Annotated in this window: 22 protein-coding genes; 17 read left to right on the forward strand and 5 right to left on the reverse strand. The window is 66.6% G+C overall.

The genetic code is table 11. The annotated features are described in order from the left end of the window. Nucleotides 1-43: 43 nt before the first annotated feature. The 5 genes from I4W07_RS06920 to I4W07_RS06940 all read right to left on the reverse strand — a co-directional run bounded on the left by I4W07_RS06920 (nt 44) and on the right by I4W07_RS06940 (nt 5,509). A complete protein-coding gene (locus tag I4W07_RS06920; protein WP_196026063.1) occupies nt 44-1,282 on the reverse strand; it encodes an ABC transporter ATP-binding protein in 1,239 nt (412 codons plus the stop codon). Next, complete coding sequence (locus I4W07_RS06925; protein ID WP_195503389.1) at nt 1,283-2,305, reverse strand: FecCD family ABC transporter permease; 1,023 nt, start codon at nt 2,303-2,305, stop codon at nt 1,283-1,285. Between the two features lie 22 nt (nt 2,306-2,327). Further along, nucleotides 2,328-3,899, reverse strand: a complete 1,572-nt coding sequence (locus tag I4W07_RS06930; RefSeq protein WP_196026064.1) for an ABC transporter substrate-binding protein — start codon at nt 3,897-3,899, stop codon at nt 2,328-2,330. A gap of 4 nt (nt 3,900-3,903) precedes the next feature. Continuing rightward, complete coding sequence (locus I4W07_RS06935; RefSeq protein ID WP_035138217.1) at nt 3,904-4,437, reverse strand: hypothetical protein; 534 nt, start codon at nt 4,435-4,437, stop codon at nt 3,904-3,906. Nucleotides 4,438-4,582: 145 nt separating this feature from the next. Further along, nucleotides 4,583-5,509 (reverse strand): sirohydrochlorin cobaltochelatase, encoded by a 927-nt coding sequence (locus tag I4W07_RS06940; protein WP_196026065.1) that lies wholly within the window; start codon nt 5,507-5,509, stop codon nt 4,583-4,585. A gap of 458 nt (nt 5,510-5,967) precedes the next feature. Between I4W07_RS06940 and cobM the strand changes: the two genes are divergently transcribed. From cobM to cobK, 17 genes are read left to right on the forward strand one after another with little or no spacing between them, the layout of a single operon-like run. After that, nucleotides 5,968-6,759, forward strand: a complete 792-nt coding sequence (cobM, locus tag I4W07_RS06945; RefSeq protein ID WP_055286466.1) for a precorrin-4 C(11)-methyltransferase — start codon at nt 5,968-5,970, stop codon at nt 6,757-6,759. 1 nt (nt 6,760) lies between these two features. Beyond that, nucleotides 6,761-7,945 carry a cobalt-precorrin-5B (C(1))-methyltransferase CbiD gene (cbiD, locus tag I4W07_RS06950; RefSeq protein ID WP_271739773.1) on the forward strand — a complete coding sequence of 395 codons (1,185 nt, stop codon included), beginning with the start codon at nt 6,761-6,763 and terminating at the stop codon, nt 7,943-7,945. After that, complete coding sequence (locus tag I4W07_RS06955) at nt 7,938-8,171, forward strand: SAM-dependent methyltransferase (RefSeq protein WP_196026066.1); 234 nt, start codon at nt 7,938-7,940, stop codon at nt 8,169-8,171. Before cbiD ends, I4W07_RS06955 begins: the two co-directional genes overlap by 8 nt. A 48-nt stretch (nt 8,172-8,219) precedes the next feature. Beyond that, nucleotides 8,220-9,305 carry a cobalt-precorrin 5A hydrolase gene (locus I4W07_RS06960; RefSeq protein ID WP_271739777.1) on the forward strand — a complete coding sequence of 362 codons (1,086 nt, stop codon included), beginning with the start codon at nt 8,220-8,222 and terminating at the stop codon, nt 9,303-9,305. Next, on the forward strand, nt 9,305-10,048 hold the full coding sequence (gene cobJ, locus I4W07_RS06965) for a precorrin-3B C(17)-methyltransferase (RefSeq protein WP_055310656.1): 744 nt from the start codon (nt 9,305-9,307) through the stop codon (nt 10,046-10,048). The genes I4W07_RS06960 and cobJ overlap by 1 nt, the downstream gene beginning before the upstream one ends. Continuing rightward, entirely contained in the window at nt 10,036-11,385 is a 1,350-nt protein-coding gene (gene cbiE / locus I4W07_RS06970) for a precorrin-6y C5,15-methyltransferase (decarboxylating) subunit CbiE (protein WP_196026068.1), read from the forward strand. The genes cobJ and cbiE overlap by 13 nt, the downstream gene beginning before the upstream one ends. Further along, nucleotides 11,382-12,764, forward strand: coding sequence for a cobyrinate a,c-diamide synthase (locus tag I4W07_RS06975; protein WP_271739774.1), 1,383 nt, complete (start codon nt 11,382-11,384; stop codon nt 12,762-12,764). Before cbiE ends, I4W07_RS06975 begins: the two co-directional genes overlap by 4 nt. Then, nucleotides 12,757-13,899, forward strand: coding sequence for a nicotinate-nucleotide--dimethylbenzimidazole phosphoribosyltransferase (gene cobT / locus I4W07_RS06980; RefSeq protein WP_196026069.1), 1,143 nt, complete (start codon nt 12,757-12,759; stop codon nt 13,897-13,899). Before I4W07_RS06975 ends, cobT begins: the two co-directional genes overlap by 8 nt. Further along, on the forward strand, nt 13,896-14,444 hold the full coding sequence (locus I4W07_RS06985; RefSeq protein ID WP_196026070.1) for a bifunctional adenosylcobinamide kinase/adenosylcobinamide-phosphate guanylyltransferase: 549 nt from the start codon (nt 13,896-13,898) through the stop codon (nt 14,442-14,444). The genes cobT and I4W07_RS06985 overlap by 4 nt, the downstream gene beginning before the upstream one ends. After that, complete coding sequence (cobS, locus tag I4W07_RS06990) at nt 14,441-15,208, forward strand: adenosylcobinamide-GDP ribazoletransferase (protein WP_196026071.1); 768 nt, start codon at nt 14,441-14,443, stop codon at nt 15,206-15,208. The genes I4W07_RS06985 and cobS overlap by 4 nt, the downstream gene beginning before the upstream one ends. 41 nt (nt 15,209-15,249) lie before the next feature. Then, nucleotides 15,250-16,206, forward strand: a complete 957-nt coding sequence (locus I4W07_RS06995; protein WP_271739775.1) for a histidine phosphatase family protein — start codon at nt 15,250-15,252, stop codon at nt 16,204-16,206. Further along, the gene (cbiB, locus tag I4W07_RS07000; RefSeq protein ID WP_196026073.1) at nt 16,206-17,180 is read left to right on the forward strand and encodes an adenosylcobinamide-phosphate synthase CbiB; all 975 of its coding nucleotides are present in this window, start codon (nt 16,206-16,208) and stop codon (nt 17,178-17,180) included. Before I4W07_RS06995 ends, cbiB begins: the two co-directional genes overlap by 1 nt. Further along, the gene (locus tag I4W07_RS07005) at nt 17,177-18,400 is read left to right on the forward strand and encodes a pyridoxal phosphate-dependent aminotransferase (RefSeq protein ID WP_196026074.1); all 1,224 of its coding nucleotides are present in this window, start codon (nt 17,177-17,179) and stop codon (nt 18,398-18,400) included. Before cbiB ends, I4W07_RS07005 begins: the two co-directional genes overlap by 4 nt. After that, entirely contained in the window at nt 18,393-19,892 is a 1,500-nt protein-coding gene (locus tag I4W07_RS07010; protein ID WP_271739776.1) for a cobyric acid synthase, read from the forward strand. The genes I4W07_RS07005 and I4W07_RS07010 overlap by 8 nt, the downstream gene beginning before the upstream one ends. Then, nucleotides 19,889-20,404, forward strand: coding sequence for a cob(I)yrinic acid a,c-diamide adenosyltransferase (locus I4W07_RS07015; protein WP_196026076.1), 516 nt, complete (start codon nt 19,889-19,891; stop codon nt 20,402-20,404). The genes I4W07_RS07010 and I4W07_RS07015 overlap by 4 nt, the downstream gene beginning before the upstream one ends. After that, nucleotides 20,405-21,046 (forward strand): precorrin-8X methylmutase, encoded by a 642-nt coding sequence (locus I4W07_RS07020; protein ID WP_196026077.1) that lies wholly within the window; start codon nt 20,405-20,407, stop codon nt 21,044-21,046. Then, complete coding sequence (cobK, locus tag I4W07_RS07025) at nt 21,043-21,816, forward strand: precorrin-6A reductase (RefSeq protein ID WP_055286487.1); 774 nt, start codon at nt 21,043-21,045, stop codon at nt 21,814-21,816. Before I4W07_RS07020 ends, cobK begins: the two co-directional genes overlap by 4 nt. Nucleotides 21,817-21,951 lie beyond the last annotated feature (135 nt).

Here is a 21,951-nt window from a genome sequence, read left to right on the forward strand (position 1 = left end):
CGTATCGCTTTCTTCTTTGGGCCATCTTGAACACCTTTCGCTCTTAACTAGGTGTCCAATTCATCATACCCACTCCACCATTGGAATCCTCCGATGCGCCTTCGCACGCTTGCATGACCTCGATACCATGCGATCGTGCGAACTCGACGAGCTCTGCGTTGCGGGCGTTTATGGTGCCGAAGGCGGCGGGGCACACGATAAGGCGCGCGCAGTGGACGAGGAGCTCTTTGGCGCGGGCTATGGTTTTATCCCCGATCGGCTCGAAGGCGCGCTCGGCCACGCATTCCGTCGCCAGGTCGCGCGCGAGCTCGCAGTCGATGTCCCCTTCGTGCAGAATGCCCGCGTAGAACGCCTTGCCCTGCCGGATGAGCTGGCGAAACACAGCTGACCCCGTACCTGCGCCGGCGATGACGAACGTGTGCGCATCGCCGTGTGGGCGCCCAATTTCCACGCTGCCGAAGCGCTCGTTGAAGGTGCCATGTTGAAGGCCGTAGAGCTCGCCAATCGTCTCGCGCGTGAATATGTCCTCGGGTGCGCCGGCGCGGAAGACCCGGCCGTCCTTCACGCAAATCACCTTGTCGGCGCTTTTCTGCGCGAGCTCGAGTTCGTGGATGGACATGATGACAGCAACATTCCGCGATTTCGCAAGGTGGCGAAGTATTCGCAGCAGGTCGATCTGGTAGCGGATATCGAGATACGACGTGGGCTCATCGAGCACGAGCACACGCGGATCCTGCGCGATGGCGCGTGCGAGCATGACGCGCTGGCGTTGCCCGTCGCTTATCTGCATGAAGTCGCGCTCGGCGAGCCCTTCCACATGTGCGGTTTTCATGGCCTCGTCGACCCGATTATGGTCATCGGGCGTGAGTGTGCCCATTCGCCCGGTGTAGGGATGCCTTCCCGCCTCTACGATATCGCAGCAGGTGAGGAGCTCGGTCCGGGGGCGATCTGTCAGCATAACGGCAAGGTTCCTTGCGAACTCCGCCGTCTTCCATCGGGAAATCTCTCGCCCGTCGAGCTCGACCGTGCCGGCATGCGGTGCCAGATGGCGTGTGATTGTTTTCAAGATGGTCGACTTGCCCGAGCCGTTCGGCCCGATGAGCGCCACGACGTCGCCCGCGCGAACCTCCAGATCGACGCCTTCGACTACGACCTTCTTGTCGTAACCCGCCGACAGGTCGCTTATGCGGAAAAGCGGCGCTCCGTCAGCCTGCGTTTCGACCGGGGTTTCGAGGTTCGACTCCCCTCCGAGCGTTTTGGGCTGCGGCACGAATTTCCCCATCTACCTCACCCGCTTCTTCAACATGAGTGCGATAACCACCGGCGCGCCGAAGATGGCGGTGACGGCGCTGATGGAAAGCTCGACGGGGGAGAACAGCGTGCGTGCGATCAAATCGCAGCCCGCGCAGAAGATGGCGCCTCCCAAGAAGCACGCAGGAATCACGCGGATGGGCTTCGACGACTTCAGCGCCGACTTAACGAGATGCGGAACCGCGATGCCTACGAACGACACCGGACCAGCGAACGCGGTCACGCAGGCGGAGAGCATGCTTGCTAGAAGGACGAGCACCACGCGGAAGCGTGCGACGTTCACGCCGACGCTTTTTGCGTAGGCTTCTCCCAGCTGGAAGGCGGAAAGGGGCTTCGATATCGCGAATACGCATGCGCTCACGGTGATCACCACGACCGCGATGACCGCGACGTCGTCCCAGCTCGAACCCGAGAAGCTACCCAAAGACCAGTTGTGCAGGTTCACGATGGACTGGTCGTCGGCGAAGGCGATGAGGAAGTTCGTCGCCGCCGAGCAGATGTATCCCACCATGACGCCCGCCACGATGAGCATGGCCATGGAACTTATGCGCCGTGCGATGAGGAGCACGAAGCCGATGGTGATAAGCGATCCCAGAAACGCTGCGGCCACCATGACCGGCGAGGACATGGCCTGGTTCGCGCCCAGAAGCACGATCATCGTAAGCGCGACGACGAACTTTGCGCCCGAGGAGACGCCCAAGATGAACGGGTCGGCGATGGGGTTGTTGAAAAACGTCTGCAGCAGGAACCCGGAGAGCGAAAGTGCCCCGCCGAGAAGTATGGCTGAAAGCACGCGCGGCAGGCGAATCTCCCAGATGACCTGGCTTTCCATGGAATTGGCCGCGCCGCCCGAAAGGATGTCGGGGATGTGGTCTGCGGGCACGAGCACGCTCCCGATGCACAGGTTGGCCCCGACGAGCACGATGAGGGCAACAGCGAGCAGCGCCGTCACGACGCGACACCGCGCGGCGCGCCCCGATTCGTCGTATGCCATGGTAAGCCGGCTTCTCATGGCGCTAGCCGAGCTTCCTCAGATAATGGAAGTCACTCGTGTCATCGCCGGTGAACGCCCCGTGCAGCTCGTCGATAATGTCGGCGGTAGAAGTCATCTGCTGGTACATGTCGGCGCTTGTGACCCAGACGTTGCCGTTCTTTACAGCTTTGAACTGCGACAATAGCGCGTTTTTGCCTACGAAGTCTTTCAAGGTGGCAACCGATTCGTCGATGGTGCCGTTGTAGACGATGATGTCGGCATCCTTCGCCGTCGCGTAGAAGCGCTCCATTTCGAGCGTTACTGACGAACCTGACGTCGACGCCGTCTGCGCGTCATCGAGCGCGTAGTTGCCGCCTGCAAGCTCGATCATCTGCGCCACGTAGTCGCCCGCCCGCCGCGTGACGGCGGCCCCGTTCGAGTTAATGTAGAAATACGCCACGGTTTTACCTGACGACGCGAGCCTCGACGTTTGCTCGACGCGGGCCTTCTGCTCGTTGAACAGGTGCGCGGCCTCGTCTTCCTTGTCGAATAGGACGCCGAAAAGCTTAATCCACTCGACGCGCCCGAGTGCTTCGGGCTCGCTCGACGACTGTTCGGTGAGCACGACGAGCCCGAGCTTCTGCAGCTTTTCCTTCACATCGGGCGTGTGGTTGATCATGGTGTTCTCGATGGCGAGCGTGCAGCCCGAGGCCGATATTCGCTCGTAGTCGGGAGCGCTGTACTTGCCGCCGTAGGCGATCGCCCCACTTTCGAGTCCGCTTTTGAAGCCCGCGACCGAGCAATCGTCGGCCTTCGTGCCCGACATGAGGATGTTGTCGTTCGCATCGAGCGCGTCGACCAGGCACATCGTCGCCGACGACACGAGGTACACCTTGTTGGCGGGACGCCTTATGACCGCGATGTCGGAGCTCAACCCATCAGGTACCTTCGCATCTTGCGGTACCACGAGGAAGCGCTCCCCGTTCGAAATGCAGATAAGCCGCAGGCCGCCTTCGTACTCGTCGACAGTGAAGTGCTCGGCGTATTCAAGCTGAAGCGCCCCCGTCGGCTCCCAGCCGCAGCCCAAATCGGCGTTGTGGAAGTCGGCCGCGGCGCTTGAAGCCGTTCCCGCAGGGGAGCCGCCGCTTGCATCGTCGCCCGATTTCTCCTTCATGGTGGATGAGTCGAAGTGGAGCGTGTAGTCGATGGTGTGCGGCGTCGACATGGCGACGGTCTCGGCCGACACGGCGATGTCCTCGTCGAGCGTGACGGGTATCTCGAACGTGGAGTTGCCGCCGTCGTTTACGCGCGCGTAGTCCACGCCGTTGACGGTCATTTTGTCGTAGTTCGAACTCGACCAGGTGATGGTCGCGGTGTAGGTGTCGCCATCCTTCACAATTGTGGTGGGTGAGGCGATGCTTGCGCGCCCTGACCCGCCGGAGAGCGAGACGCTCACAGTGTATTCCTGAGAGCCTGCCGTGCCACCGGTCGCGTTCGGGCTCGCACTGCACCCCGCGAAGGGAAGCGCGAACAGGGCGACGAGAACGCAGGCGATCGCGCGCACCGCGATGCTGCGACGCTTCCTGCTTTCCCCCTTGGGAAGAATCGACCGCATGGCGTTACTTCAGTGCGTCGGCGCGCAGATCGACGCCGGCGGATTCGAACACGAGCGTGCGGTCGTACCACTGCTCTTTTCTAATACTCCACGCGGCGCAGGCGGTGTCCTCGTCGAGCGCTTCAACGGGCACGTCGTAGGTGTACTTGCCTTCCGCGTTTTCCACATAGGGGATGAAGTCGGCCTCGCTCGCGGCGGCAGCCTCGTCGCCCGTGCCCATGAAGAGCTTGCCGTAGCCCGTGCCGGAAAGCGTCATCACGCAGTGCATGGAGCCGTTTTCCACGATGAGCTGGGCGTCCACAATCCTGAACATGTTCGAGCTGGAATCTACGGTGATCGGATAGGTGCCGTCGGCCACCTTGTCGGCGGTGATGGGGGCAGCGCTTGCGCCCTCGGGTGCATCGGCCGCCTGTTCGGTCTTTTCCTGGGAATCGGCATCGCTTGCCTTTGCGCTGTCGATTGAATTTCCGCCGCAGCCGGCGAGCGAGAACGCGAAAAGCGCCGCTGACAGGGCGAAGGCGAGGGTTTTCTTCAACATGGAGGGGGTTCCTTTCAATCGCTTCGACCGTCCGCGCCGTGCGGTGGGCGGGCGGGATGCGAATGCAACGGGCATGCGCCGTCAGTCGGGGAAGGCGCATGCCCGTTGCACGGGGACGCGACCGGCGCCCCCGTGCGCGGCGAGTTTACAGCTTGGCGATGGCGTCGTCCACGTGCGCGACGTAGATGTCGTCGACCGCGACGTTCTGTCCCAGACCCTGGAGCAGGCACGTCACTTCGAAGCCGGCGGCCACGAACTTCGCAGCCCAGCTGTCGGGGTCGGTCTCGTCTGCCATGTCGTTGTTCGCGTGGTCGCCCGCGACCACCATGAACGGCGCGAGCACGGCCTTCTTGTAGCCTGCGGCGCTCGCGGCGGCGATAACATCCTCGCAGGTCGGTTCAGCCTCGACGGTGCCGACGAAGAACTGCGTCAAGCCCTCGTTCTTAAACACTTCCTGCATCTTGGCATAGTCGGCGTTGGAATCGGCTTCGGTGCCGTGGCCCATGAGGCACAGCGCCGTCTTGCCGTCGTCGAAGGACGCCATGTTCTCCTTAATGGCTGCGGCCACCTTCTTGTAGTCGTCGTCGGAGGTGAGCAGCGGGTCGCCGAGCGAGATTTTGTCGAACTTGTCGGCGTACTTGTCGAGCTCGTCTTTCACGTCGGTGTATTCCAGGCCACCCATGAGATGCGTCGGCTGCACGACGATTTCCTTTACGCCGTCTTCCACGCAGCGGTCGAGCGCCTCGGTCATGTTGTCGATCGTGATGCCGTCGCGCTTCTTCAGCTTGTCGATGATGATCTGCGCGGTGAAGGCGCGGCGGATGTCGTAGTCCTGCCAGTACTTCTCGCGGATAGCGTCTTCGATGGCGCCGATGGTGATGTGGCGCGAGTCGTTGTAGCTCGTGCCGAAGCTCGTGACGAGGATGACCGGCTTCACGGCCTTCTCCTTTTCACTCGATTTCTCGGAACTCGCGGAGGTGTTGGAGCAGCCCGCGAGCGCGACTCCGGCGAGCGCGACGGCTCCGGTTGCTGCGGCGCCCATGAAGCCGCGGCGTGACATCTGGTCGGACATGGTTTTTCCTTTCCTCGGTTTGCCAGTCCCCCGGCGACAGTTGCTTGTCGGCACAAGCGAAAGAAAAGCGCACCCCTCGGGGTTCACAAGGAGCTAACGCCACGGCGATGCCGTGAGGAAAAGGCGAAGCAGTCTGGCTTGGGGCGCGAGGCGGTTCGCCCGCGCGTCCTATACAGTAATGTCCCTTGCCCAGGATTCCCACCTGGTTCCCTCCGCAAGCCAGCGCGGGCTGTGCGGGCGCCGCGCCGGTCATTTCCTTTTATCCGATTGTCATATGCTCGTTGCCGAATTTTTTACTATGATAGTGGGCACTTGTGAACGTGTCAAAGCCAGGGCGGGCGGCATTGCGCCTCCTGCCTGCGTATTTGCGCCGATTGCCGCCGCAGGCGCCGTGTTTTGCCCGCTGCGCGAATGGCGGCGTAAACGGTTGCGATGAGAAACGGGAAGGGAAAGCTCGGATGATTCATATCGTTGGCGCAGGCTCGGGCGCCGCCGACCTTATCACGCTGCGCGGGGCGCGCCTTCTGCGCGCAGCCGACGTGGTCGTTTGGGCGGGAAGCCTTGTGAACCCCGAGCTGCTCGCTGAGTGCAAGGAATCCTGCATCGTCTACGACAGCGCGCACATGACCTTGGAGGAAGTGCTCGACGTGATGTGCGCGGCAGATGCGCGGGGCGAGGACGTGGTGCGCCTGCACACGGGCGACCCGTGCCTGTACGGCGCCATCCAGGAGCAGATGGACGCGCTCGACGCGCGCGGCGTGGACTACGAGGTGGTGCCCGGCGTGTCGAGCTTTTGCGGTGCCGCGGCGGCGCTTCGCCAGGAATACACGCTGCCGGGAATCAGCCAGTCGGTCGTGATCACGCGGCTTTCCGGACGTACCCCCATGCCCGCGGGCGAGGGCATGCGCACCATGGCGGAAAGTGGCTCGACTATGGTCATCTTCCTGAGCTCGGGTATGCTCGCCGAGCTTTCCGCCGAGCTTTTGGCCGCGGGCCGCAGCTCCGACGAGCCGGCCGCGCTCGTGTACAAGGCGACCTGGCCTGAGGAGCGCGTGGTGCGATGCACAGTGGGCACGCTCGCCGATGCGGGCGCGCGAGAGGGCATCGACCGCACGGCGCTCGTGGTGGTGGGCCGCGTGCTCGGAGCTCGCGGCGGGTTTTCGCACAACGGCGCGCAAGCAGAGTCGTACGAGCGCAGCAAGCTTTACGACCCTTCGTTTGCCACGGGGTATCGGAAGGCGAGCAGCTAGCGTGGCCTTCGAGCACTACATATATACCGGGACGACCCGCCTGCGCTGCGGCTACACCACGGGGAGCTGCGCCGCGCTCGCGGCGAAGGCGGCCTGCGAGATGCTTTTGTCACGAAAGCCCGTCGGCCGCGTGTCGATCGTCACCCCCGGCGGGCTGCCCGTCGAGGCGAACGTGGTCGACGCATGCATCGGCGAGGGGTGCGCCCAGTGCGCCGTGCGAAAGGACGCAGGCGACGATGCCGATGTGACTGACGGCGTACTCGTGTACGCGCACGTGGAACATGCGGGGTCGGGCACGGGTGCTGCGGGCAGCAAGGACGTGCCCGCGCGCGAATCGGAAGTTTCCGTCGATGGCGGCGTGGGCGTGGGGCGCGTGACATTGCCCGGGCTCGAGCAGTCGGTGGGGGCGGCCGCCATCAACGCGACGCCGCGCGCGATGATCACTTCGGCGGTGCGCGAGGTGTGCGCCGCGCACGGCTTTTCTGGAAATATTGCTGTGACGATTTCGGTACCCGAGGGTGTTGCCCTTGCCAAAAAGACCTTCAACCCGCATCTGGGGATAGAGGGCGGCATCTCCATCCTGGGCACGACGGGCATCGTCGAGCCGCGCAGCCTCGCTGCCTTGCGCGACAGCATCGAGCTCGAGATCCGGCAGCATGCGGCTATGGGGCGGCGCGGAGTCGTGCTCACGCCCGGCAACTACGGCGGGCAGTTCATCTCGGGGCATTTCCACCTAAACGGTGCGCCGGTGGTCTTCATCTCCAACTTCGTGGGCGATGCGATTGACTGCTGCGTTCGCGAGGGATTTACCAATGTCCTTCTTGTGGGACACATCGGCAAGTTGGTGAAGGTCGCGGGCGGCATCATGGACACCCATTCGCGTACCGCCGACTGCCGCGCGGAGATTCTGGCCGCCCACGCGGCCATGGCCGGCGCGGGCGCGAAGACCGTGCGCGAGATCATGTCGTCCGTCACGACCACGGCGGCGCTCGAGGTAATCGAGGCCGCCGGCGTTGGGGACGCTGCGCGCGCCTCGCTCGCTGCGGCAATTGAGGACAGGTTGCGCCGCCGCGCGGCGGGCGCATGCGACATCGCCGCGGTCGTGTTCGACGCCGAGCGCCGCGAGCTTTTCCGCACGTCGGGCGCCGATGCAGTTATCGGGAAATTGGGGGCGACGTATGAGTAAAGGCGTTCTGTACGGGGTGCGCCGTGCAATCGGCTGGCCGGGGACGAAGGTGGTCATGAAGGCGCGCCGCTCGCTTGCGGACACGAAGCGCTTCTTTTGCGAGGAGGGTGCCTTCGACGGTGCCGAGCTTGTAGAGGACTGTGGGCTTCCGGGCGAGCGCGTGTACCGCTCGCTCGACGATGTGCCCGATCGGGGCAGCTACTTCTCGACGATGGTGGTGCGCTAGATGAGGGTTTCCTGCATAGCGTTCACTGAGAGGGGGTATGCGTTGGCGGTGCGCACCGCACACGCGCTTTCCGATTGCGCGCAGACAGGTGAAGACGACCCTGGCTGGGACGTTTCCGTTTCGCGCGGGTTCGGCGAGGGGAAGGCCGACCTGCGCGCATGGACGGCGCTCGCGTGGGAAGCGTCGGACGCGCTTCTGTTCGTGGGCGCGGCGGGCATCGCCGTGCGGGCGATCGCGCCGCATGTCGCCTCGAAGGCAAACGATCCCGCGGTTGTGGCGATCGACGAGGCGGGGCGCTTTGCCGTCCCGCTTTTGTCGGGGCATTTGGGCGGTGCGAACGAGCTTGCGCAAACTGTGGCACGCGCGGCAGGGGCCATCCCCGTCATCACCACGGCGACCGACGTCCGCGGCGTGTGGGCGGTGGATACGTGGGCGCGCTGTGCGGGGCTCGCCGTTTCGAATCCCGAGGCCATCAAGCGAGTGTCGGCGCGGCTGCTTTCGGGCGGGCGCGTGGCGCTCTATTCCGACATGCCGATTTCGGGACAGCCGCCTGAGGGGGTTGACATTGCGTCCGACCGCGCTCGGGCCGATATCGTCGTGTCGCCGTTCGCTGGCGCGAATGCAGATGCGTCCGTTTGTGCGGCGGAGACAACGGGCGAGGTCGTGCCCGCCGGTGAGACGGGGAAGCCGGCGGGCGTGCGGGCGCAGGCGCCTGCGCCCGAGCCGCTTCGCCTTGTCGTGCCCTGCATCGTTGCGGGCATAGGATGCCGTCGCGGTGCGTGCGCCGAAGCGATCGAGGAGGCGTTTCTTCTCGCGTGCGGGCAGGTGGGTATCTCGCCTTCGGCCGTGCGCGAGGCGGCGACGATCGACGTGAAGGCGCACGAGGAGGGTCTGCTCGCCTTCTGCTGCGCGCGCAATATCCCGCTTGCGACGTATTCCGCAGAGGAGTTGTCGCAGGTCGAAGGCAGCGTTTCGCCATCTGATTTCGTGCGCGCGACGGTGGGGGTCGACAACGTGTGCGAGCGGGCAGCGCTCGCGGAGGGGGGCAAACTTATCTTCCCGAAGCTCGCTCACGGCGGCGTGACCGTCGCGTTTTCCAAGGTAACTATTAAACTTTCGTTTAAGGAGCGGTGATGGGAAAGCTCTTCGTGGTGGGAATCGGCCCGGGCGGCCCCGACGGCATGACGATTGCGGCTCGGCGTGCGCTCGAGGCGTCCGACGTCGTTGTGGGTTACACGAAATACGTGGAGCTCGCGCTCGCCGCCGTGCCTGACGCGGCGCATCTCGCGACGCCGATGATGCACGAGGTCGAACGGTGCCGCCTTGCGCTTTCGCGCGCGCAGAGTGGAGAAGCCGTGGCGCTCGTGTGCAGCGGCGACGCGGGCGTGTACGGCATGGCGAGCCCCGTGCTGGAGCTTGCGGAGGACTACCCCGATGTAGACGTGGAAGTTATCGCCGGGGCCACCGCGGCTCAGAGCGGGTCGGCGGTGCTCGGCGCCCCGCTTGCCCACGACTTCGCGGTCGTGTCGCTCTCCGACCTGCTCACGCCGTGGGAGGTCATCGAGCGCAGGCTCGCCGCCGTGGCGAGCGCCGACTTCTGCATCTGTTTGTACAACCCGCGCAGCAGAAAGCGCGCCGACAGGCTCTCACGCGCGGCGAAGATTATGCTCGAATGGAAGGCCCCCGACACGCTCTGCGGCTGGGTGCGCAACATCGGGCGCGAGGGGCAGCAGTCGGGCATGTGCAGGCTCTCCGAGCTGGGGGAGATCGACGCCGACATGTTCACCACCGTGTTCGTCGGCAACGCGGACACGAAGCTCGTAGGCGGCCGTATGGTCACGCCGCGCGGGTATCGGGAGATTCCATGCGAAAGGTAACGATCATCGGGGCGGGGCCCGGAAACCCCGACTTGCTCTCGCGCGCGGCGCTCGACGCGATCGACATCGCCGACGTGGTCATCGGCGCTCATCGCGCGCTTGCCGGCATCGACGTGCCGCCCGACGTGGTGAGATGCGAGCTCGTGAAGACGGCGGACATCGTCGCCGCGCTCACCGATGCGGCGTCGTGGCAGCGCGCCGTGGTCGTGATGACGGGCGATGTGGGGCTGTTCAGCGGCGCGCGCCGCCTGGTGGAGGCGCTCTCCGGCGACGCGCAGGTGGACGTGCGCGTCATTCCCGGCATAAGCTCAGCGTCGTATCTCGCCGCGCGCCTCGCGCGTCCATGGCAGGATTGGCGCTTCGCGAGCGCTCACGGCGTGGCGTGCGACATCGTGGCCGAGGCCGAGCGCGTAGGTGAGCTCTTCCTCGTCACGTCGGGCGGGGAAGATCCCTCGCGGCTTTCGGGCGAGCTTGTGCAGGCGGGCTTCGGGGACGCGTGCGTGACGGTGGCCGAGCGCCTGTCGTACCCCGACGAGCGCATCACCTGCGCGACCGCAAGTGAAATCACAGGTCAGACGTTCGACGACTTGAACGTGATGCTTATCGATTTCGCAGGCGGCGCCGGGTCGCCTGCGGGCTCTAGCGCAGCCTCCGAGGTGCCGGCCGGCGCGTCTGCGCCCGCGGCGGCTTCTTCCGCGGCGGACTCTGCGGGCGCATCCCGCGCCGCGAGTTCCCGCTGGCCGTACGCTTCCTCGGGCATTCCCGACGAGCTCTTCATCCGCGGCGACGTTCCCATGACCAAGCAGGAGGTGCGCGCCGTCGCGCTCGCGAAGCTGCGCCTTACCGCGACCGACACCGTGTGGGACGTCGGCGCCGGCACGGGGAGCGTGTCGATCGAGGCGGCGCTCGTCGCGCGAGCGGGGTCGGTATGGGCGGTCGAGCGCAACGCGACCGGCGTGCGGCTCATCCGAGAGAACGCGGATGCATTCGGGTGCGGCAACGTGCATGCGGTCCCCGGTGTCGCCCCCGAAGCGCTCGCGATACTGCCCGTCCCCGACGCCGTGTTCGTCGGCGGGAGCGCGGGCGAGCTTCCCTCCATCGTGGAGGCGGCGCTCGAGAAGAACTCGCAGGTTCGCCTGTGCGTGCCATGCGTCACCGTTGAGACGCTCACCGAGGCGTGCGCGCTCCTCTCGAGTTCGCGCTTTAAGGGGTTCGAGGCTTGCCAGGTGTCGGCCGCCCGCGCCGAGGCTGTAGGCTCGCACCATCTTATGAAGGCGCAAAACCCCGTGTTCCTCGTCAGCGCGCGTGGTGCAGGTGGGGAAGGCGGCGCCCGGTGAGCACGACCATCCCGCGCTTCATGGTCGCTGCGCCCTCGAGCGGGAGCGGCAAGACGGTCGTTACGTGCGCGCTCCTGCGCGCGCTCGCGCGCCGCGGCCTTGCATGCGCGGCCTTCAAATGCGGCCCCGACTACATTGATCCGCTCTTTCATCGTCGCGTCGTGGGCGCGCGCTCGGGCAACTTAGACGGCTTCTTCACCGACGCCCCGACGCTGCGCGCCCTGCTCGCACGCGGCGCCGCGGGCGCGGATGTCGCGGTGCTCGAGGGGGTCATGGGCTTCTACGACGGCATGGCGCCCGGCGTGGCCGACGCGAGCAGCTACCAGGTTGCGCGCGACACGGAAACGCCGGTCGTTTTAGTGGTGAACGGGCGCGGGGCGTCTTTATCGCTCGCCGCCGTAATTCGCGGCATCGCCGAGTTCCTGCCTTGTGCGAACGTGCGCGGCGTCGTGCTGAACAAGACGAGCGCCGCTGCCTGCGCCTACGCGGCGCCTGCGATCGAGAAGCACACGGGCGTCGCGGTTTTGGGTAATATTCCCGCCGACGAGGCGTTCTCGCTCGAAAGCCGGCATCTGGGGCTTGTGACCGCCGACGAGGTCGAGCAGCTCTCCGCGCGCATCGACAAGATGGCCGAGCTGGTGGAAAAGAGCGTCGACGTCGACCGCTTGCTCGAAATAGTGGCGACGGCACCCGATATCTGCGAGGAACCTTACCGGTTGGAGCCGATCGCGGGAGCGCGGCCCATCGTCGCCGTTGCTCGTGACGAGGCGTTCTCGTTCTACTACGAGGAGAACCTGCGCGCGCTCGAGGACCTGGGTTGCGAGCTGGCCTTTTTCAGCCCCCTGTGTGATAGCGAGTTGCCGCGGGGGACAAGCGCCCTCTATCTGGGAGGCGGCTACCCGGAGCTCCATGTGCGGCAGCTCTCCGAGAACGCGCCGATGCGCGAGGCGGTGCGGCGTGCGGTGGAATCCGGCATGCCGACGGTTGCCGAATGCGGTGGGTTTCTGTACCTGCAGCGCGAAATCTCCGATAGCGAGGGGCGGCGCTGGCCTGTTGTGGGCGCCCTTGAGGGCGCAAGCGAGAACGGGGGAAGGCTGTCCCATTTCGGGTACGTGGATCTCACTTCCCAACGCGACGGGCTCTACGGGCCGCGCGGCACACGCATCCGCGCGCACGAGTTCCACTACTGGCAGTCCACCTGCCCGGGCGGCGACTTTTGGGCGCAGAAGCCCCGGCGCGACAAGGGCTGGCCGTGCATGACGACTACCCCGTCCCTGGTTGCGGGCTTCCCGCATGTGTACTATCCTGCGAACCCCGACGTTGCGCGCGCGTTCGCGTCTGCCGCAGCGTCGTTCGCAGAGAGGAGACGGCATGGCTGAAGCAACCGAAACCGCGCTTGCCTGCATCCGCGAGGAAGTCGAGCGCGCTTTCTCGTCGGCGCCGGGCGCCGTGCTCGAAGCCGCGCTCTCCCGGATCGCGCCCGCAGACGAGTGCGCCCGCGCCGCCGCGTACGCCGCGTGGGACTCCATCGCGCACCCCTTGGGGGGATTGGGCGACTTTGAAGACGCCGTCGCGCGTATCGCCGCAGCTCAGGGGAGCGCCGAGGTGGCCGAGTTTCCCCGTGCGCTCGCGGTATTCTTCTCCGACAACGGGGTCGTTGCCGAAGGCGTGTCGCAAAGCGGGCAAGACGTGACGCGAGCCGTCGCGCGCAACATGTGCGAGGGAGCCACGAGCGCCTGCCGCATGGCGGCGTTCGCGGGTGTCGAGGTCGTGCCCGTCGACGTGGGTATGGCCCGGGGCATAGAAGACGCGCGCATGGTGCGCGCGAACGTGCGGCGGGGGAGCGGCAATATCGCGCACGGCCCCGCTATGTCTCGCGATGGGGCCGTGCGCGCGATCGAGGCCGGAATCGCCGTCGCGTGCGGACTTGTCCGCGCCGGTGTGCGCCTTCTCGCCGCGGGCGAGATGGGCATCGGCAACACGACCACCTCGGCGGCGGTGGCCGCAGTGCTCATCCGGGCGGACGCGCGAAGCCTCGTCGGGCGCGGCGCGGGGCTCTCGGACGCCTCACTCGCGCGCAAGCGCGACGTGGTCGAGCGCGCTATCGATGCGAACTCGCCCGATCCCGCCGACCCGATCGACGTGCTCTCGAAGGTGGGCGGCTTCGACATCGCGGCGATGTGCGGCTTCTACCTGGGGGCCGCGGCCTCGAAGGCGCCGGCGCTCCTCGACGGGGTCATATCCTGCACGGCGGCCCTGTGCGCGGCGCGCCTGTGTCCCAACGCCTTGGGCTACCTCGTGGGCACCCACGCATCAAGCGAACCCGCAAGCCAGGAGCTCCTTCGCGAGCTCGGCATAAAGGCACCCCTCGACGCAGGCATGCACTTGGGCGAGGGCGCGGGCGCCATGGCGTATCTGCCCCTTCTGGATTCGGCGCTGCGCGTGTACCGGGATGGGAAGACGTTCACGGCGACCGGCATGGCTGCTTACAAGCATTTCGAGGCCGGGAAATGACGGTGACGCTCGTTATCGGCGCCGCCGCGAGCGGCAAGAGTGCCTACGCCGAGTCCCTGTGCCTCGGGCACGACGGCCCCCGTGTGTACCTGGCAACGATGGAGCCCTTCGGGGAAGAGGGCGCCCGCCGCATCGCGCGCCATCGGGCGCTGCGCGAGGGCAAGGGGTTTTCCACCCTCGAGCGCACGCGTGACGTGGGCGCCGCAGTGCCCGGGCTTCCGCGCGGCTGCACGCTTCTTTTGGAGGACGTGGGCAACCTGGTTGCGAACGAGCTCTTCGCGGAAGGCGGCTTGTCCCCACGTGACCCCGACGCTGCGGCGCGCGAGGTGCTCGGAGACATCGAACGGCTCGCTCAGGCCGCTGCGTATACGGTGGTGGTCTCCGTCGACGTGTTCGCCGATGGGATACGCTACGATGAGGGGACCGAGGCATGGAGGCGCGCGCTCGCGCGCGTGAACGCGGGCGTGGCGGCGCTGGCCGACCGCGCAGTCGAAGTGGTATGCGGGATTCCCGTGTGGATGAAAGGCGAAGGACCTACAAGGTGAAGATAGCAGAGGCAATCGGCGCGGCGTTCGGAACGTTCTCGCGCATCCCCGTCCCGAAATCGGCCTGGACCGATTTCGGATCAACCCATGCGCTTGCCGCGTTTCCCCTGGTGGGCCTTGCGGAAGGCTTCCTCATGACGGCGTGGGGGTACGTGGCTAACCTGCTCGGCGTGCCCGCGGCCATCGTCGCGGCCGTGCTCGTGGCGCTGCCTGTGGCGGTGACGGGAGGCATTCACATAGACGGGCTCTGCGACACCTCCGATGCGCTTGCAAGTTGTGCCCCGCGCGAGCGAAAGCTCGAGATCATGCACGACCCGCGGGCGGGCGCCTTCGGGGTCATCGGTGTTGTCGTGTACTTTATTCTGCAGTTTTCCCTGTTCACCGCGCTGCCGCTTACGGCGGGGGCGTTCCTCGCGCTTCTGTGCTCGCTCGTGTTCTCCCGCTCGCTTTCGGGGCTTGCCGTTGAATGCTGGCCTGGCGCGCGGGCGGACGGCATGGCCGCGGGGCTCTCGCCTGCGAAGAAGCGCGCGTCGATCGTCGTGCCGCTTTGCGCTTTCGCTGCGGCGTCGGCTGCAGGGATGGTCGCGTGCGCTCAGGCCGTCGGCGCCCTTATGGCGGTGGCGGGGCTTTTGGCGCTCGCGTGGTACCGCCATGTTGCCCTGTCCCGCTTCGGCGGGGTGACGGGGGATTTGGCCGGATGGTTTCTGCAATGGGCCGAGCTCGCGATGCTTGCCGTGCTGGTGGCGGGGGGCATGCTCCTATGATGCTCGTGGTAGGTGGCGCGCATTCGGGGAAGAGGACCTTCGTGCGCGAAAAGCTCGGGTTCGCGGCGGACGATTTCGTCGACGCGGCGCAGCTTGCGGAGGGCGGCGTGCCCGCGGCTTTTGCCGGCCGTGTCGCGTACCGTGCTGAGGAACTCGTACGCGCGCTCGACGCTGACCGGGCGCTCGAGCGGCTGATTGGCTTCGACGCAGTGATTCTGCCCTTGGTCGGCTCGGGGGTCGTCCCCATGCGTGCGGAAGACGCCCAATGGCGCGAGCGCGCGGGGCGCCTGGGATGCGCGCTTGCTGCGCGCGCCGACGTCGTCGTGCGCATGACGTGCGGGATTCCCCAGGTCATCAAAGGAAACCTTGCCGATGCGCCTCGAGGGACGCAGGGCGCGGGCGCGCCTTTGGAAGTCGTCTTCGTGCGCCATGGTGCCACGGCGGGCACGGAAGACCATCGCTACAGCGGGGCGGGCACCGACGAGCCCCTGTCGAGCGCGGGCGAGCGCGCTTTGCGCGAGCTCGCGTGCGATCGTGACGTGTTCCGTGTTATCACGAGCGGCATGGCCCGCACCGACCAGACGGCACGCATCCTCTTCCCGAATGCGGAGCTTATGGCATGCCCCGGTCTGCGCGAGATGGATTTCGGTGACTTCGAGGGGCGAAGTGCCGCCGAGCTTAAAGAGGATGCGCGCTACCGCGCCTGGGTAGACTCCTGGTGCGAGACGCGGTGCCCGCATGGCGAGGGCAAGAGCGATTTCACCCGCCGCGTCGTCGCGGCGTTTCGGGAGGCATGCGAATCGGAGCGCGCCCAGGGGAGTGGGCGCGCCGTCTTCGTCGTTCACGCGGGTACCGTGAAAGCGCTGCTTTCCGAGCTTGCTGTCCCGAAAATGGAATACTTCGACGTGCATACCGAGCCGGGCGGCGCATGGGCCGCCATCTGGGATGGGCGCTGCCTTCGCGACGTTCGCCCTGCTTCGGGGGGCGATGCCCGGTGATGATGATTCTTGCCGTCGCCGCCGGGTTCGCGGCTGACCTTGCCTTCGGCGACCCGCGCTGGCTTCCCCATCCCGTCGTCGCCATGGGGCGCGCGATCACGTGGGCCGAAGGCCGCCTGCGGGGTGCATTCCCGCAAACGTCCGCGGGCACGCGCGCCGCAGGGCTTGTGCTCGCCGTGGCGCTTCCGCTTGCGTGTGGGCTTTTGACCTGGGGAATCCTGCATCTTTGCAGCATGGTTCACCCCGGCTTGCGCTTCGTGGCCGAGGCATGGGCGAGCTATCAGATTCTCGCGGCATGCGAGCTGCGCCGCCAGAGCCTGGCCGTGGCCCGCGCGTTCTCGAAGGGCGGCCTTGTTGCGGCGCGCGAATCCGTCGGGCTCATCGTGGGGCGCGACACGTCTGTTCTCGACGAGCAGGGCGTCGCGCGCGCCGCCGTGGAAACGGTAGCGGAGAATGCGAGCGACGGCGTCATCGCGCCGCTTTTCTACCTTATGATCGGGGGTGCGCCCTTGGGCATGGCGTACAAGGCGGTGAACACGCTCGACAGCATGGTGGGCTACAAAAACGAGCGCTACATCGATTTCGGCTGCGCCTCGGCGCGCCTCGACGATGCGGTGAACTGGATTCCCTCGCGCTTATCGGCCCTGCTCATGATCGCCGTGTGCCCGATTGTTGGGCTCGACGCGCGCGGGGCGGCGCGCATCTGGCGCCGTGACAGGCGTCGCCATGCGAGCCCGAACGCGGCGCAGACCGAGTCAGCGTGCGCGGGCGCGCTCGGGCTGCGCCTGGCAGGACCCGCGGTGTATTTCGGCAAGCTCGTTGAGAAACCGACGATAGGCGACGCGTCCCGCGCAATCGAGTGGGGCGACATCGCCCGGGCGACAAGGCTCATGCTCGCCGCGTCCGTATGCGCGCTCGTCGTCTTCGGCGCCGCGCGCGCGGCGGTCGTGCTCGCCGTGGGGGCGATGGCATGAGGGAAGACCACGCCGCGCCCCGGGCTGCCGGGGGAATCCTGCGCGCCCGTGCGCATGGGGGTAGCACGCAATCGCTCGGCATCGCTTGCGAAGGGAGCGCCTCCGACCTCATTGACTTCTCGGTGAACGTGAATCCGGCAGGCCCCTCGCCGCGCGCCGTCGCCGCAGCTTGCAAGGCGCTTTCTCGAATCGACGCCTACCCCGATAGGGAAAGTCTCGCCCTCGTTCGCGCCCTAGCGCGCGCCCAGGGCATTCCCGAAGATACTATCGTCTGCGGCGCGGGCGCGTCCGACATCATCTGGCGGCTCGCCGCGGCGGTGCGCCCGAAACGCATCGTCGTGTGCGCGCCGACGTTCTCTGAATATGCGGATGCGGCATCGTACTACGGTGCATGCGTGCTGGAGTTCCCGCTCTCCGAAGCGGACGACTTCGACGTGCCCGCCTCCTTCGCCCGCGCGATCGAGGGGCCGGGAGACGTGGCGTACCTCTGCAATCCGAACAACCCGACGGGGCGCCTCGTCGACCCCAGCGTGATCGATGCCGCGGCTTGCCGCTGCGAGCAGGTGGGCGCGCTGCTCGTCGTGGACGAGTGCTTCCTCGGATTTGCGCCCGACGCCCGCGAAAGGAGCGTGGCCGCACGCGCCGCGTGTTCGCACCATGTGGCCGTGCTCTCCGCGTTTACCAAGCTCTACGGAATGGCAGGGTTGCGGTTGGGGTATCTGATCAGCGGAAACGCCCAACTCATCGAGGGGATTCGCCGGGCGGGGCAGGCGTGGCCCGTCTCCTCGGTCGCCGAGGCCGCGGGCATCGCCGCCCTGGAAGACGTCGAATACGTCTCGCGCACGCGCGATGTATTGGCGGGCGAGCGAGCGTGGCTTTCCCACGAGCTCTCCTCGCTCGGGCTTTCCGTCGTGCCGTCGGATGCGAACTTCCTTTTAGTCCGCACGCCGGCGAAAGACATCCCCGAGCGCCTGTATAAACAGGGGGTTTTGGTCCGCACGTGCGACTCGTTTTCGGTACTGTCCCGTTTCTGGTGCCGCGTCGCGGTGCGCACGCGCAAGGAGAACGCCCGGCTTGCGATGGCGTTCAGCCGCGCGCTTCGGGCGGAAGGCGCATCGGGCGAAGGCGAACCCGACGAACGGGGCGGCGCTTCTTGCAGCGGCGCTATGGCGGGCGCGGATGGCCGAGGCTCGGCGAAGGAGGTCGATACCCGTGGGTAGGGCGAAGCCCATCATGATCCAGGGCACCATGTCGAACGCGGGGAAGAGCCTGCTTGCGGCCGGGCTGTGCCGTGTGCTTTCGCAGGACGGCCTGCGCGTGGCTCCCTTCAAGAGCCAGAACATGGCGCTCAACAGCGGTGTCACGGCCGATGGGCTCGAGATGGGCCGCGCCCAGATCATGCAGGCCGAGGCGTGCGGCATCGCGCCCGACGTGCGCATGAACCCCATCCTGCTCAAGCCCGAAAGCGACCACCGAAGCCAGCTCATCGTGGCCGGCAAGGCGCAGGGAGCCTTCGCTGCGAGGGACTACTTCGCGCGAAAGAAGGCGCTCATGCCGCAGATTTTGGAGGCGTTCGATTCGCTCGCGGAGGAAAACGACGTCATCGTCATCGAGGGCGCCGGCAGCCCCGCCGAAATCAATCTTGCCGAAAACGACATCGTCAACATGGGGCTCGCGCGCGCCGTGTCCTCCCCCGTGCTGCTCGCGGGCGACATCGACCCAGGTGGGGTGTTTGCCCAGCTCTACGGCACGGTCGCGCTCTTTGCGCCCGAGGATCGCGCTCTTTTGCGGGGACTTGTGGTGAACAAGTTCCGCGGCGATGTGGAAATCCTGCGCCCGGGTTTGGCCCCGCTCGAGAAGATGTGCGGGGTTCCCGTTGTGGGGGTCGTGCCGTATCTTGCGCTCGACCTGGACGACGAGGACTCGCTCGCGCCGCGCCTATCTGCCCGCGAGGCGCGCGGCGTCATCGACGTCGCCGTCGTGCGCCTTCCGCATCTGTCGAACTTCACCGACTTCGACTCGCTTTCGCGCGTGCCCGGCGTGGGCGTGCGCTACGTTTCCTCGGCGACCGATCTGGGCCGACCCGACCTGGTGGTGCTCCCCGGCTCGAAGACCACGCTCGACGACGCGCGCTGGCTTGCGGCTAGCGGCATCGGATCCTGTGTACGTGCGCTTTCGGGCGCGGGCACGCCGGTGCTCGGCATATGCGGAGGCTACCAGCTTTTGGGAGACGAGCTTTCCGACCCGCACGGCAGGGAAGGCGCTGGCACCGCGCGCGGGCTCGGGCTCATCCCTGCAAGTACGGTGTTCAAGGAGGAAAAGCGCCTCGCCCAGTCGGAGCTGCGCATCACGGGCGCCCAAGGCGCGTTTTCGGTGTGGAACGGCATGACGGCGCGCGGGTACGAGATTCACGACGGCGAAACGACCGTCTCCTGCGCCCCTGCGGGCACGATTGGCGGCAAACCAGAAGGCGCGGCCTGCGGAAACGTGTTCGGAACCTATCTCCACGGCCTGTTCGACGAACCGGGGGTGGCGCTCGCCCTCGCGCGCTCGCTCGCGCGCATGCGCGGCCTGCCCGAGAGCGTCGTGGGTGCTGCGGGCGCGGCGTCCGCGGCCGATCACCGTGCGCGCGAGTTCGACCGCCTGGCTGACGTCGTGCGCGGGGCGCTCGACATGGAGTATGTCTACCGCATTATCGAGGAGGGCGTATGATCCACGTGTATCATGGCGACGGCAAAGGCAAGACCACGGCGGCGATGGGGCTCGCCCTTCGCATGCTCGCCGCAGGCCGCCGCGTCGTCGTTGTGCAGTTCCTGAAAGACGGCGAAAGCGGGGAGGCGCGTCTGCTCGCCGGGCATTTCGGCGTGCCCGTGTTCGCGGGGAAGGTGTCGGACAAGTTTACCTGGTCGATGACGCCGGAAGAACTTGCCGCGACGTGCGAGCTGCACGATGGGAACCTCGCTTCAGCGCTCGCCGAGCTCGAGGGCGCGCAGGAGGGGCTGCTCGTGCTCGACGAGGCGCTCGACGCGCTTTCGAAGGGGCTTGTCGACGAGGCACTCGTGGACCGCGCGCTCGATATGTCCGCGCGCGGCGTCGAAGTAGCGCTCACCGGGCGTGCGCCTTCCCGCAAGATCGTGGAGAAGGCCGACTACATAACCGAGATGCGGTGCGAGAAACACCCCTACACTCAGGGGATATGTGCAAGGGAAGGAGTGGAGTACTAGATGGATTCCAAGGAGATGGCGCCCGGCGACATCGAGCGGCGCAGCTTCGAGATCATCACCGAAGAGCTCGGCGGCCGCACGTTCCCGCCGCTCGAAGAGCCCGTCGTGAAGCGCGTCATCCACACCACTGCCGACTTCTCGTACGCTGATTCCCTCGTATTCACCCATGACGCCGCGCACTGTGCGCTCGACGCACTGCGCGCAGGGGCCACGGTGCTCACCGACACGAACATGGCGCTCGCAGGCATAAGCAAGCCCGCGCTCGCGAAGCTCGGCTGCCAGGCCGTGTGCTATATGGCCGACCCGGATGTCGCCGCAACGGCGCGCGCCGCGGGCACGACTCGCGCCGTTGCGAGCATGGACAAAGCTTGCGGCATCGAGGGTCCGCTCATCGTGGCCGTCGGCAACGCTCCCACAGCACTTCTGCGCCTCGCCGAGCTCATGGACGCGGGGAAGATCGCGCCCGCGCTCGTCGTTGGGGTGCCGGTTGGGTTTGTGAACGTGGTCGAGGCGAAAGAGGAGCTACTCGCGCGACGCGTGCCGGCCATCGTCGCGAGGGGTCGCAAGGGCGGCTCGACCGTGGCGGCCGCCATTATGAACGCGCTGCTCTACCAGATCACGCGCCCAGGCGGCCCGAAGTGACGGCCCCCGCATCCGCGCCGGCGCTGCGCATCTTCGCCGGCACCACCGAGGGCCGCCTCCTGTGCGAATGGGCGAGCGGGGCGGGAATCCCCGCCCGTGCCTACGCGGCAACCGAGTACGGAGGCGAGCTTTTGGGCGAGCTTCCGGGCATCGAGGTGCATGCGGGCAGGCTCGACGAGGCCGACATGGAGCGTGAGCTTTCCGGCGCGCGCATCGTCGTCGACGCCACGCACCCCTTCGCTACGCTCGCAAGCGGCAACATCCGGGCCGCTTCGCTCGCCGTGGGTGCACGATGCCTGCGCCTTACGCGCCCGGTCGAGGCGCTGCCCAAAGGCGTCGTGTCGGTCGCGTCGATCGCCTGCGCGGCGCGCTTTCTCTCCGAGAACCCGGGTCGCGCGCTTCTCACGACGGGGAGCAAGGAGCTTGCTCCCTACACGCGCGTCGCCGATTTCGCGGAGCGCTTCTTCGTGCGTGTGCTCCCTCTGCCCGGTGCTATAACGAAGTGCATCGACGCGGGGTTTTCGCCGTCGCACGTCATCGGCATGCAGGGGCCCTTCACCCGCGAGCTCAACGAGGCGATGCTTCGGCAGGTGGGCGCCCAGTGGCTTGTGACCAAGGACTCGGGAACCGTAGGCGGCACGGCCGAGAAGATCGCCTCCGCGCGCGACGTGGGAGCGCGCTGTATCGTGGTCGCCCGTCCCGCCGAGGGAGGCGGGGCCCTTTCGCTTAGGGAAGTGGAAGACGCGCTCTTACGGGAGTTCGCGCGCTAGGCGCTCGCCGCGCATGCGTGCCCTCCCGCCTGCGAGGAGAAGCGCCCCGAGCAAGCTCGACCCGTACAAGCCTGTCATCCGCCAATCGCTCGAGGACGACGCACGGAACTGGCGCAAGCAGCCCTTCAATAAGTT

The organism is Collinsella aerofaciens (genome assembly GCF_015670745.1).
GTDB classification, from domain to species: Bacteria; Actinomycetota; Coriobacteriia; order Coriobacteriales; family Coriobacteriaceae; genus Collinsella; species Collinsella aerofaciens_T.